Below are 12,196 nucleotides of genomic sequence, written 5' to 3'. Positions count from 1 at the left end.
CTTGAAGCATTAAGTTTCAAGTTCGGAAATATCTTACGGAAGATCGGTGTTGGGGCGGCCAGGTGCTTGCCTTGGGAATTATGGCGTTCTTGAGATCGAGCGCCGCCCGCGCGGCGCATCGCGACACAAGGCCGCTCCCACATCTGTTTCGGGCCAATCATGTCTGGTAGGCCATGGTTGTCGGCCTGGTGGGCCCGGCGCGATATTTGTGTTGGCGCAGGGCGCACCCCGATATCCCGTGGTGCCACCAAAAGCGAGCAACCATGGCCTGACAGACAGTGGCACGTTGCAACAAATGTGGGAGCGGCCTTGTGTCGCGATGCGCCGCGCGGGCGGCGCTCGATTTATGCGGCGCTGCGACTCTCCAGCCGGGCACTCTTCAATCCAATCCCCCCTGCACCTCCCGAGGCAACCGACCCCATCCGAGTGCCCAAAACCACCTATCCTTCCAAATGCCATTCCGTCCGTTTGGAGGTGTGCGATGCGTACGTTCTTCCCGGGCTCCCTGGCACTGTGGCTGCTCGCAGTGCCTGCCGTACAAGCTCAATCCGTGACCCCACTCAAGGGCCAGAGCAGCCAGCAGATGCAGCTGGATATCAACGACTGCAACACAGTAGCCACCAACGCCGCGAACAGCGCCTCAACTTCGAGCCCCCACGTCGGTGGCAGGGTCAAAGGCGCTGCCACCGGCGCCGTGGCCGGTGCAACCGCGGCCCAGGTGCGCGGCAACCGTCACGATGAGGTCTACGACCGCGTTGGCGACGACGCCAAGCAGGAGTACCGGCAAAACCGCGCCGGCGACGCTGCCGCAGCCGGCGCCGTGGTTGGCGCCTCGCGCCAGCGCCAGGAGCGCCGTGAGGATCGACGTAACCAAGGCCAGGCGCAGGCTTCGGCACATGCCAGCGCCTACACTGGCTGCCTGCAAGGACGCGGCTATCAGGTCAACCCCTGACAGCAACTGCTGAACCCGGGCGGCGCCCTGGGTTCAGCAGCGTCCTCCGGGCGCAACTGTTCGCCCAGCAACAGCACTCCAACACAGTGTCCTCCACGCTACAGCCGCGCATTGCCCCGCCCGCCTGCAAGCCCGCCAAACAAGGAGATGGCGCAATGGCATGACCCCTGCAACCGCATTGTCACACCTTCACTCGACTGGATTTCGCAATGCGTCTGAACACCCTGCCCCGCGCCCTCAAGGCCCTGAGCGCCGCCGGCCTGCTGGCCCTGGCCTGCAACCCCTGCGCCTACGCCGAAAACGCGCCCAAGGAAGTGCGCCTGGACTACGCCTATTACTCGCCCGTGAGCCTGGTGCTCAAGCACTTCGGCTGGCTGGAACAAGCTCTGCCCGACTCCAAGGTCAGCTGGGTGTTCAGCCAGGGCAGCAACCGCTCGCTGGAATACCTCAACAGCGGCGGCGCCGACTTCGGCTCCTCGGCCAGCCTCTCCGCCGTGCTGGCCCGCGCCAACGGCAGCCCGATCAAATCGGTGTACGTGTATAGCCGCGCCGAATGGACCGCACTGGTGGTAGCCAAGGACTCGCCGCTGAAAACCGTGCAAGACCTCAAGGGCAAGAAGATCGCCGCCACCAAGGGCACCGACCCCTACCTGTTCACCCTGCGCGCCCTGGAAAAGGCCGGCCTGAAGAAAGACGACGTCGAACTGCTGCACCTGCAGCACCCGGACGGCCGTACCGCGCTGGAAAAAGGCGACGTCGATGCCTGGGCCGGCCTCGACCCGCACATGGCTGCCAGCGAACTGCAGGCCGGCTCGCGCTTGCTGTACCGCAACAAGGACTTCAACAGCTATGGCGTGGTCAGCGTCACCGAGACCTTCGCCAAGGAGCATCCGCAAACCATCGCCACCGTGATCAAGGCTTACGAAAAAGCCCGTCACTGGGCCGTCGCCCACCCCGATGAGTTCGCCAAACTGCTGGCCGACGAGTCCAAGCTGCCGTTGGACGTGGCCAAGTTGCAACTGTCGCGCACCGATCTATCCGCCCCGGCACTGACCGCCCAGGACGTGACCGCGTCCAAGGCTGCGGCGCCGATCCTGGTTTCCGAGGAACTGGTCAAGCGTGGCGTCGACGTCAACCAGGTGATCGATCAGCTGATCGACCCCACCTTCGGCAAGGCCAGTATCGAGTGATGAGCACCTCCAGCAAGACCCTCGTAGCCAGCGCCACGCCGGCGCAGGCACGGCCCAGCCAGTGGCCCCGCCGCCTCAAGGGGCTGGCGTTGCCACTGGCGCTGATCCTGCTGCTCGAAGCCGTGGTGCGCCTGGGTTGGATCGCCTCGTACCAGATGCCCGCCCCCAGCGAAGTCGCGCAGACCCTGGTGCAATTGGCTGATGGCGCCTTGTGGAAACACATCGGCGCCAGCCTGTCGCGGGTGCTGGCCGGGTTCGCCATCGGCTCTCTGCTCGGGCTGCTGTTCGCCGCCTGGGTGGGCCTGAGCCGCGAGGCCGAGGCCTGGCTCGAGCCCACTTTCGCCAGCCTGCGCGCGATCCCGAGCCTGGCCTGGGTGCCGCTGTTGCTGCTGTGGCTGGGCATCGGCGAGACCTCCAAAGTTACGCTGATCGCCATCGGCGCGTTCTTCCCGGTGTACCTCAACGGGGTGGCGGCGATCCGCAACATCGACCGCAAGCTGGTCGAGGTAGGCCGCATGTACGGGTTCGGGCCCTTGCGCCTGGCCCGGCGGATCCTGTTGCCGGCGGCCATTCCTGGCGTGTTCACCGGCTTGCGCAGCGCCCTGAGCCTGAGCTGGATGTTTCTCGTGGCGGCGGAGCTGATCGCCGCCACCCGCGGCCTGGGCTACCTGCTCAGCGATGGCCGCGAGACCTCCCGCCCCGACCTGGTGCTGGCGGCGATCATCGTCCTGGCGCTGCTGGGCAAGCTCAGCGATGGCCTGCTGGCCGGGCTGGAACGACGCTGGCTGGCCTGGCGCGACACCTTCGACGGCACGGACCAAGGAGCCTGAAGCATGAACCAACCCTTGCGCGTCACCCCGCAACCTGCGCCTGCGGCGCCACTGCTCGACCTGCAGGTCGAGCGCAAGGCCTTCGGCGATACGCCCGTGCTCGGTCAACTCGACCTGCAATTGCAACCGGGGGAGATCGTCAGCCTGCTGGGCCCCAGTGGCTGCGGCAAGAGCACCCTGCTGCGCCTGGTGGCGCAGCTCGATCACGAATTCACCGGCACCTTGCGCCGCCGCCCGGAACAGGTCGGTTTCGTGTTCCAGGAGCCGCGGCTGATGCCATGGCTGAGCGTTGCCGACAACATCGGCTTCAGTGCCGACAAGGGCTATGACCACGAGCGCGTGGCCCGGCTGATCGATGAAGTTGGCCTGACGGGCTTTGCCGACGCATTGCCCAAGGCGCTGTCGGGCGGCATGGCGCAACGTGTCGCCATTGCCCGCGGGCTGTACGGTCAGCCGCAATTGCTGCTGCTCGACGAACCCTTCAGTGCGGTCGATGCCTTTACCCGCTTCAAGCTACAGGACCTGTTGCTGGAGTTGGCCCGGCGCCACCACACCGCCTTGCTGGTGGTCACCCATGACGTCGACGAAGCGCTCTACCTCAGCGACCGCGTGCTGGTGATCGGCAACCGCCCCGGGACCATTTGCCGGGAACTGCGGGTAACGTTGCCCACCCCGCGTGACCGCCGCGACGAACGCCTCGGCCGCCTGCGCGCAGAGGCCCTGGAGGCCCTGCACAGCGCCCGGGTGATCTGATCCTTCAGCGTTTGCTGAAGGCCAGCCGGGCAGCGAACAGGACGAAGATCAGGCCAGTGGTGCGGTCCATCCACTGGATCACCCGTGGGCGCCGCAACATGCCGGCCAGGGGCTGGGTCGCGGCGATCAGGACAATCGCCCAGAGCAGACCGAGCAGCACGTGGATGCCCACCAGACCGAAGGTCCAGGCCACCAGGGGTTGGCCTTGGGGAATGAACTGCGGCAGGAACGAAACGTAGAAGATCCCAACCTTTGGATTGAGCAGGTTGCCCAGCATGCCCTTGATGAACCAGTTGGCCCCTGCCCCATCGGTAGTGGCGGCAGGTGCGAGCGACTGCCGTGGGCGCAACAGCATGTTGACGCCGAGATAGGCCAGGTACCCGGCACCGCAGTATTTCAGCACGCTGTAAGCCAGTTCCGAGACTGCGATCAACGCCCCGAGGCCGAAGGCCACCGCTGCGCCCCAGAGCAGGCAGCCGGCGTTGATGCCCAAGGCAGCGCGCATCGCCTGCTGGCGGCTTTCCACCGCCGCGGTACGCAGGATCAGCGCGGTGTCCAGGCCGGGAGTGAGCGTCAGCACGGTGGCGGCCAAGGTGAAGGCGATCAGATTGTCGGCGATGGACATATGCTGAGGATCCCGGCAGGTCGGAGGGGCGATTATGCCGGGACAGGCAAGGCATGATCCAGTGCCTGCCCAAGCAAGGTCATTGCGGCCGGCGCATGACCATCAGCTTGCTGACCATGCGCTGGCACACTTCGTCGTGCTGGTTGAGGGTCAAGCACTCGGTGGTCACCATGCCCCGGTCCGGCTTGGAGTTCGAGGGCTGGATCTGCAGTATCTTGCAGATCACATGCAACGTGTCGTTGGGCCGGGTCGGGCGCGGCCACTGGATATCGCCACCGGCACCGATCACGCCACTGCCGATCGGCAGGCAGCTGGTCAGCAGGCGCATGGTGATGGCTGCGGTGTGCCAGCCGCTGGCGGCCAGGCCTTTGAAAAACGTGCCCTGCGCGGCTGCGTCATCCAAGTGGAAGGGCTGCGGGTCGAACTGGCGGGCAAAATCGATGATCTGCTGCGCATCGAGGGCGAATTCGCCGCTGGTGAAGGTCTGGCCTACGTGCAGGTCGTCAAGGTAGATCGCGTTGCCAACGGACATGTCATGCCTCTTTTCGGGTGGTGTCGTCGGCGTTCAGGCTAGCGCAAAGCGCTGCCGGATGGGATCAATCGTTGCCTTGGCGCTTGGCGGCTTTCTTGTTGATGGCCTTCATCCGGGTAGCGGCGCGCTGCACGGTGGCCATTTTTTCCGGGCGCTTCATGCCGCGCCATTTGCGAATTTCCTCGCGGGTGCGGCCGCAGCTGACGCACAGCTCGCTGTTGAGCTGGCAGAGCGAGACGCAGGGGTTGTCGATGTCTTTGGCCATGGGGAGGTTTTCAGTCGAAAGGCGCGCAGGATACTTGAAAGCGCGGCAAGCGCCAAAACACCCCACGCTCGATGTGGGAGCGGCCTTGTGTCGCGAAAGGGCTGCGCAGCAGCCCCAGGATCTTCGCGGCGCTGCCGAAATACTGGGGCCGCTTTGCGGCCCTTTCGCGACGCAAGGCCGCTCCCACATCGACCGGGGCGCATTCGGCTAGAGCCGTGGCAGCTCGATACGCACGTGCAAGCCACCCTCGGCGCCTGGCTGGGCAGGGGAGGTTTTCAGTCGAAGGGCGCGCAGGATACTTGAAAGCGCGGCAAGCTCCAAAATACCCCACGCTCGATGTGGGAGCGGCCTTGTGTCGCGAAAGGGCTGCGCAGCAGCCCCAGGATCTTCGCGGCGCTGCCGAAACACCGGGGCCGCTTTGCGGCCCTTTCGCGACGCAAGGCCGCTCCCACATCGACCGGGGCGCATTCGGCTAGAGCCTTGGCAGCTCGATACGCACCTGCAAGCCACCCTCGGCGCCTGGCTGTGCAGGGGAGGTTTTCAGTCGAAGGGCGCGCAGGATACTTGAAAGCCCGGCAAGCTCCAAAACACCCCACGCCCGATGTGGGAGCGGCCTTGTGTCGCGAAAGGGCTGCGCAGCAGCCCCAGGATCTTCGCGGCGCTGCCCAAATACTGGGGCCGCTTTGCGGCCCTTTCGCGACGCAAGGCCGCTCCCACATCGACCGGGGCGCATTCGGCTAGAGCCGTGGCAGCTCGATACGCACGTGCAAGCCACCCTCGGCGCCTGGCTGGGCAGGGGAGGTTTTCAGTCGAAGGGCGCGCAGGATACTTGAAAGCGCGGCAAGCGCCAAAACACCCCACGCTCGATGTGGGAGCGGCCTTGTGTCGCGAAAGGGCTGCGCAGCAGCCCCAGGATCTTCGCGGCGCTGCCGAAATACTGGGGCCGCTTTGCGGCCCTTTCGCGACACAAGGCCGCTCCCACATCGACCGGGGCGCATTCGGCTAGAGCCTTGGCAGCTCGATACGCACCTGCAAGCCACCCTCGGCGCCTGGCTGTGCAGTGATCGTGCCCTGGTGCAGGGCAACGGCCCGCTGGGCGATGGCCAGGCCCAGGCCGAAACCATCGCCACCGGTGTCGTGCCCCCGGTCGAAGGGCTCGAAAATGGCCTTCAATCGCGCCGGATCCACGCCCGGCCCGCAATCGCTGATGCACACCTGCAAGCGCTCATCGGCCAACAGCGTCGCCTCCACCCGTACCTGCGTGCCCGGCGCGGTATAGCGCACGGCGTTGCGGATGACGTTCTCGAACGCCCGATACAACAGTTCTTCATGGCCCTCGGTGAGGAATGGCCCCTGTGCGGCGAGTACCACCTGACACTGCTTGATACCCGCCTCGAAGCGGGCATCCTCGACGATCTGCGCCAACAGCTCGACCACATCCAGCGCCGAGCACGCGCCCTCGCCCTGCTCTGCCTGGACCCGCGCCAGGGTCAGCAGTTGCTCGATCAGGTCATCCATGCGCCGCGACTCGCGCTCGATGCGCTCGAGCATCTCGTGTCGCTCCGGTTGCTGGCGCAATAGCCCGATGGCAGCGTGCAGGCGCGTCAGCGGCGAGCGCAGCTCGTGGGAAATGTCATGCAGCAGGTTCTGTTGCGCCTGCACCAGCGCCTTCAGTTGGCCGGCCATGCGGTCGCAGTCCTCGGCCAGGTCGACGATTTCGTCCCGGCGCCGGCCCAGGCGCGGTCGCACCCGCACGTCGAAGCGGCCTTGGGCGACCTGGGCCATCGCTGCGCGCAGCCAAGCCAGCGGACGGGTCAGGTAGAAGCTGCAGAGCAAGGCGAACAGGGCGCTCATCAGCGTACCGGTGACCAGGGGGCCCATGCCGCGTGGACGAGGTCCCTGGTCAAGGCTGGTGGCGGCCGATGCCCGCAGCAGCAGTGGTCGACCCTGGGCGTCGAATACCTTGTGCTCGAAACGCGCGTGCGCAACGGCGCGCCCGGCCAGCAACCGGCCCTGTTCGTCGTACAAGCCGACCTGCACATCCGGCGCTTGCGGCGAGACGTCGAGCAACTGCCGCCCGGCCTGTTCGCCATAGCGCTGCAACATGTTCAGTTCGGTGGACAGCAGCGAGCGCAGCGCTGGGGTGTCGCCGCGCAACTCGTCTAGCATGAACGCGCCGGCGCCCACCAGGAAGGTCAGGCAGTTGGCCAGCCAGAAGGCCAGGAACAGCTTCCAGAACAGGCGCCGGCGGATCATTCGACGATCAGCATGTAGCCCATGCCCCGCACGCTCTGGATCCAGCTGCTGCCATCGGCGCGGGGGCCGAGTTTCTGGCGGATGCTGCTGACGTGCACATCGATGCGCCGGTCGTAGCGGGTCAAGGGGCGGCCCAGGGCATTGAGCGACAGGTCCTGTTTGCTCACCAACTGCCCGGCGTTACGCGCCAGGGCTTCGAGCAGGCTGAACTCGGTGCCGGTGAGCTCCAGCCCAATTGCGCCCCACTGGGCCTGGCGTCGACCTGGCCAAAGGGTCAGGCCACCACTGCTGACCCGCTCGGGCACCACGGTTTCCAGTACCACCTGCGGTTGCACCCGACGCAGGATCGCCCGCATGCGCGCCACCAACTCACCGGGCGAGCTGGGCTTGGGCACGTAGTCGTCGGCACCCAGCTCCAGCCCGGCAATGCGGTCGATGTTGTCGCCACGAGCGGTCAGCAGCAACACAGGCACCTGACTGCGCGCTCGGATGCGCCGCAGCACCTCGATACCTGAGATGTCCGGCAGCATCACGTCCAGCACCACCAATTGGTAGGCACCGCCCAGGGCCTGCATCTCGCCTTCCTCGCCAGTGCCCACGGCGGTGGCCGCAAAGCCTTCGCGGGCCAGGTAGAGAGCGAGCATTTCGGTGAGTTCGCGGTCGTCGTCGACCAACAGCACGGGGGTCATGGTGGGTACGTTGCCAGTTGTTTCGAAAGGCCAATGATCGCCCCAGGGGGCCGGGCTGTCACCGCCGGCCACCGCAACTTTACACATCTTTACCCAGGGTTAACGGCGCCGTACACAGCCCGCCCTTATTCTCATCGCCCGCTTGCTGGCAGCCGCCGTGCGCCTTCGGTGACACCTGTCACCTCCCCCACCCGCTCGTCTGGAACCCCCCATGAACTACCCGCGACTGTTGCTCTCCATCCTGCTGCTAAAAGCCTCCCTGGCCCAGGCCGAGCCATTCAGGATCGCCGACATCCGCGTGAATGGCTTGCAGCGGGTCTCCGCCGGCAGCGTGTTCGGCGCCCTGCCCCTGAACGTGGGCGACCAGGCCGACGACAAGCGCCTGGTGGAATCGACCCGCTCGCTGTTCAAGACCGGCTTCTTCCAGGACATCCAGCTCGACCGCGACGGCGACGTGCTGATCATCAACGTGGTCGAGCGCCCCTCGGTGTCGGGCATCGAGATCGAAGGCAACAAGGCGATCAGCACCGAAGACCTGATGAAAGGCCTGAAACAATCGGGTCTGGCAGAAGGCGAGATCTTCCAGCGCGCCACCCTCGAAGGCGTGCGCAACGAGCTGCAGCGCCAGTACGTGGCCCAGGGCCGCTACTCGGCCGAGGTCGATGCCCAGGTCGAGGCACAGCCACGCAACCGCGTGGCGCTGAAGATCAAGATCAACGAAGGCACCGTGGCCGCCATCGCGCACATCAACATCGTCGGCAACGATGTGTTCGACGACGACACCCTGAAACAGCTGTTCGAGCTTCACACCACCAACTGGCTGTCGTTCTTCAAGAACGACGACAAGTACGCCCGCGAAAAACTCTCCGGTGACCTGGAGCGCCTGCGTTCCTACTACCTGGACCGCGGCTACATCAACATGGACATCGCTTCCACCCAAGTGTCGATCAGCCCGGACAAGAAGCACGTGTTCATCACCGTCAACATCAACGAAGGCGAGAAGTACACCGTCCGCGACGTGAAGCTGTCCGGTGACCTCAAGGTGCCGCAAGACCAGGTCAAGTCGCTGCTGCTGGTACAACCTGGCCAGGTATTCTCGCGCAAGGTGATGACCAATACCTCCGACCTGATCACCCGTCGGCTGGGCAACGAGGGCTATACCTTCGCCAATGTCAATGGCGTGCCACAGCCCAACGACAAGGACCACACCGTCGATATCACGTTCGTGGTCGATCCGGGCAAGCGTGCCTACGTCAACCGCATCAACTACCGCGGCAACACCAAGACCGAAGACCAGGTGCTGCGCCGCGAGATGCGCCAGATGGAGGGCGGCTGGGCCTCGACCTACCTGATCGATCAGTCCAAGACCCGCCTCGAGCGCCTGGGCTTCTTCAAGACCGTCAACGTCGAGACTCCACAGGTTGCCGGCAGCGACGACCAGGTCGACGTCAACTACAGCGTCGAGGAGCAAGCCTCCGGCTCGATCACCGCCAGCGTCGGATTCGCCCAAAGCGCGGGGTTGATCCTCGGCGGCTCGATCAGCCAGAACAACTTCCTCGGCACCGGCAACAAGGTCTCGATCGGCCTGACCCGCTCGGAATACCAGACCAAGTACAACTTCGGGTTCACCGACCCCTACTTCACCGCCGATGGCGTGAGCCTGGGCTACAACCTGTTCTACAGCAGCACCGACTACAGCGACTACTACGACGATGGGGTGTCGTACTACGCCATCAACAGCTATGGCGCCGGCGTCAGTTTCGGTTACCCGATCAACGAGACTTCGCGCCTGAGCTACGGCCTGACCCTGCAACACGACGACATCTCGCCCGGCACCTACAGTGCCGACGAGATCTACGACTTCATCGATCGCGAAGGCAAGAGCTTCAACAACCTCAAGGCCTCGATCGGCTGGTCCGAGTCGACCCTGAACAAAGGCGTACTGGCGACCCGTGGCCACTCCCAAAGCCTGACGCTGATGGCGACCACGCCCGGTAGCGACCTGTCGTTCTACAAGATCGACTACACCGGCCAGACCTACCTGCCGGTCAGCAACAGCAGCAGCGTGCGCCTGCACACCAGCCTGGGCTACGGCAACGGCTATGGCTCGACCGATGGCCTGCCGTTCTACGAGAGCTACACCGCAGGTGGCCAGGGCTCGGTGCGCGGCTTCAAGGACGGCACCCTGGGGCCACGCAGCACCCCAGCCACCGGCACCTACGCCAGTGCCGGGCAAGCGTACTACTCCGACCGCGATACCGACGTGCTGGGCGGCAACATCCTGATCACCGGCGGTGCGGAGTACATTTTCCCGATGCCGTTCATCAAGGACCAGAGCCAGTTGCGCAGCTCGGTATTCGTCGATGCCGGCAACGTGTATGCCGATACCTGCTACCTGTCCACCACCCAGGGCTGCGGCACGGTCAGCCTCGACCAGCTGGCGGTGTCGCTGGGCTTCGGAGTGACTTGGTACAGCCCGATGGGGCCGTTGAGCTTCAGCCTGGCGATGCCGATCAAGAAACCGGATAACGCCGAGACCCAGGTGTTCCAGTTCTCGCTGGGGCAGACGTTCTGAGTGGTCGCGGGTATTACTCGTTTTTACCCGCGCTTAACCCTCCTTGACCCTTGGCTCGCCTAATCTTGTAGCCATACGCAAACACCAAAGCAGAGACCCACCATGCCCCCATTCGCCCCCAACGTTCTAGCCTGCGCGGTGCACGACGAGATGCCCGTCTCGTTGCTCGACCTGATACAGCAGCGCCTGGCGAGCCTGCTCGGTACCGGCTACACCGTGGTGCTGGCCGGCAGCGGTGACGGCCTGGGGGCAAACCAGTACCACCTGGCCATCCAGCACGGCCGCAGTGGCCTGTCGTTGGAGGACAACGGCCCAGTGGGTCCGGAGATGGTCGAGCACCTGCTGGCCCTGGGCTGGCGCACCAAGGCCATGCTCGAATCGGACACCTTCAAGCGCATGGGCGGTGATGATCCGACACGCCTGGTTGCCTGGATCAGCGACCTGGACTGCCCGCAAACGCTGAAAGCCTCCGCGCGCCAGTTGCAGGCTAAGAAGTCGTAACGCAGGTTCATCATGCGCAAGGTGTGCAAAGGCAGCGTGGCGCAATCGTTTTCCAGCCCTGGTACTGCACCGACCGCCCGTCGTCCAGCACGCATATCCGCTCCAACCCCCGGCAGTCATGCTTTTCCAACGCAGCAGGTACATCACTCACTGCAGGAGAGCACCCATGCCCAGCTACCCGACGCCTCCCTTCCCAGCGCAGCCGCAAAAGGTTCCAGGCACCCAGCACAAGATGGACCCGCTTCCCGATTGTGGCGAACATAGCTATACAGGTTCCGGCCGCCTGGCCGGCAAGATCGCCTTGATCACCGGTGGCGACAGCGGCATCGGCCGCGCCGTGGCCATTGCCTACGCTCGCGAGGGCGCCGACGTCGCCATCGCCTACCTGGACGAACACGAGGACGCCCAGGAAACAGCCCGTTGGGTCGAAAAGGCAGGCCGCCAATGCCTGCTGCTTCCCGGTGACCTGGCCGACAAACAGACGTGCTACGAAGTGGTCGCGAAAACGGTCGGGAAGTTCGGTCGCATCGATGTCCTCGTCAACAATGCAGCGTTTCAAATGAGCCACGAAACGCTGGAAGAAATCGATGACGATGAGTGGGTGAAGACCTTCGACATCAATATCACCGCCATCTTCCGCATCTGCCAGGCAGCGCTGCCTTCGATGCCCAAGGGCAGTTCGATCATCAATACCAGCTCGGTCAACTCCGATGACCCCTCGCCAAGCCTGCTGGCGTATGCCACCACCAAAGGCGCCATCGCCAACTTTTCCGCAGGTCTTGCACAGTTGCTCGGCAGCAAGGGGATCAGAGTCAACAGTGTCGCACCCGGTCCGATCTGGACCCCGCTGATTCCGGCGACCATGCCTGAAGATGCGGTGTGCAACTTCGGCTCGAAGACGCCATTGGGCCGTCCTGGGCAACCGGTGGAAGTGGCGCCGATCTACGTACTTCTCGGGTCGGACGAAGCCAGCTATATCACCGGTTCGCGGTACGCGGTCACAGGCGGCAAACCGATCTTGTAAACGG

General features: G+C 64.7%; 12 protein-coding genes. 7 read left to right on the top strand and 5 right to left on the bottom strand.

Annotated features, from left to right (window positions below):
• The first annotated feature begins 481 nt into the window (after positions 1-481).
• The 4 genes from E6B08_RS12850 (at position 482) to E6B08_RS12835 (ending at position 3,725) form a co-directional block, all read left to right on the top strand.
• Positions 482-952, top strand: a complete 471-nt coding sequence (locus E6B08_RS12850) for a YMGG-like glycine zipper-containing protein (RefSeq protein WP_136914353.1) — start codon at positions 482-484, stop codon at positions 950-952.
• 209 nt (positions 953-1,161) lie between these two features.
• Positions 1,162-2,142, top strand: a complete 981-nt coding sequence (locus tag E6B08_RS12845) for an aliphatic sulfonate ABC transporter substrate-binding protein (RefSeq protein WP_136914352.1) — start codon at positions 1,162-1,164, stop codon at positions 2,140-2,142.
• Positions 2,142-2,972: an ABC transporter permease gene (locus tag E6B08_RS12840; protein WP_136914351.1), complete on the top strand. Its 831-nt coding sequence runs from the start codon at positions 2,142-2,144 to the stop codon at positions 2,970-2,972. Before E6B08_RS12845 ends, E6B08_RS12840 begins: the two co-directional genes overlap by 1 nt.
• A 3-nt stretch (positions 2,973-2,975) precedes the next feature.
• Positions 2,976-3,725 carry an ABC transporter ATP-binding protein gene (locus tag E6B08_RS12835; protein ID WP_136914350.1) on the top strand — a complete coding sequence of 250 codons (750 nt, stop codon included), beginning with the start codon at positions 2,976-2,978 and terminating at the stop codon, positions 3,723-3,725.
• A gap of 4 nt (positions 3,726-3,729) precedes the next feature.
• Here the strand turns inward: E6B08_RS12835 and E6B08_RS12830 are convergent, their stop codons facing one another.
• The 5 genes from E6B08_RS12830 to E6B08_RS12810 form a co-directional block, all read right to left on the bottom strand.
• Positions 3,730-4,350 (bottom strand): LysE family translocator, encoded by a 621-nt coding sequence (locus tag E6B08_RS12830; RefSeq protein ID WP_136914349.1) that lies wholly within the window; start codon positions 4,348-4,350, stop codon positions 3,730-3,732.
• Between the two features lie 79 nt (positions 4,351-4,429).
• Entirely contained in the window at positions 4,430-4,882 is a 453-nt protein-coding gene (locus E6B08_RS12825; protein ID WP_136914348.1) for a MaoC family dehydratase, read from the bottom strand.
• Positions 4,883-4,946: 64 nt separating this feature from the next.
• Entirely contained in the window at positions 4,947-5,147 is a 201-nt protein-coding gene (locus E6B08_RS12820) for a DUF1289 domain-containing protein (protein WP_136914347.1), read from the bottom strand.
• Between the two features lie 1,002 nt (positions 5,148-6,149).
• A complete protein-coding gene (locus tag E6B08_RS12815) occupies positions 6,150-7,403 on the bottom strand; it encodes a HAMP domain-containing sensor histidine kinase (RefSeq protein WP_136914346.1) in 1,254 nt (417 codons plus the stop codon).
• Positions 7,400-8,092: a response regulator transcription factor gene (locus E6B08_RS12810; protein ID WP_136914345.1), complete on the bottom strand. Its 693-nt coding sequence runs from the start codon at positions 8,090-8,092 to the stop codon at positions 7,400-7,402. Before E6B08_RS12810 ends, E6B08_RS12815 begins: the two co-directional genes overlap by 4 nt.
• 211 nt (positions 8,093-8,303) lie before the next feature.
• On the opposite strand from E6B08_RS12810, the gene bamA reads away from it, so the two are divergent.
• The 3 genes from bamA to E6B08_RS12795 all read left to right on the top strand — a co-directional run bounded on the left by bamA (position 8,304) and on the right by E6B08_RS12795 (position 12,192).
• Complete coding sequence (gene bamA, locus E6B08_RS12805) at positions 8,304-10,667, top strand: outer membrane protein assembly factor BamA (RefSeq protein WP_136914344.1); 2,364 nt, start codon at positions 8,304-8,306, stop codon at positions 10,665-10,667.
• Between the two features lie 102 nt (positions 10,668-10,769).
• Entirely contained in the window at positions 10,770-11,168 is a 399-nt protein-coding gene (locus E6B08_RS12800) for a hypothetical protein (protein WP_136914343.1), read from the top strand.
• 166 nt (positions 11,169-11,334) lie between these two features.
• Positions 11,335-12,192, top strand: a complete 858-nt coding sequence (locus tag E6B08_RS12795) for an SDR family oxidoreductase (RefSeq protein ID WP_136914342.1) — start codon at positions 11,335-11,337, stop codon at positions 12,190-12,192.
• The last annotated feature ends 4 nt before the right edge of the window (positions 12,193-12,196 follow it).

Origin of the sequence: Pseudomonas putida, from assembly GCF_005080685.1 — a bacterium.
GTDB lineage: Bacteria > Pseudomonadota > Gammaproteobacteria > Pseudomonadales > Pseudomonadaceae > Aquipseudomonas > Aquipseudomonas putida_V.
The sequence above is the reverse complement of the archived record's forward strand: the minus strand, read 5'-3'. Positions and strand labels throughout refer to the sequence as shown.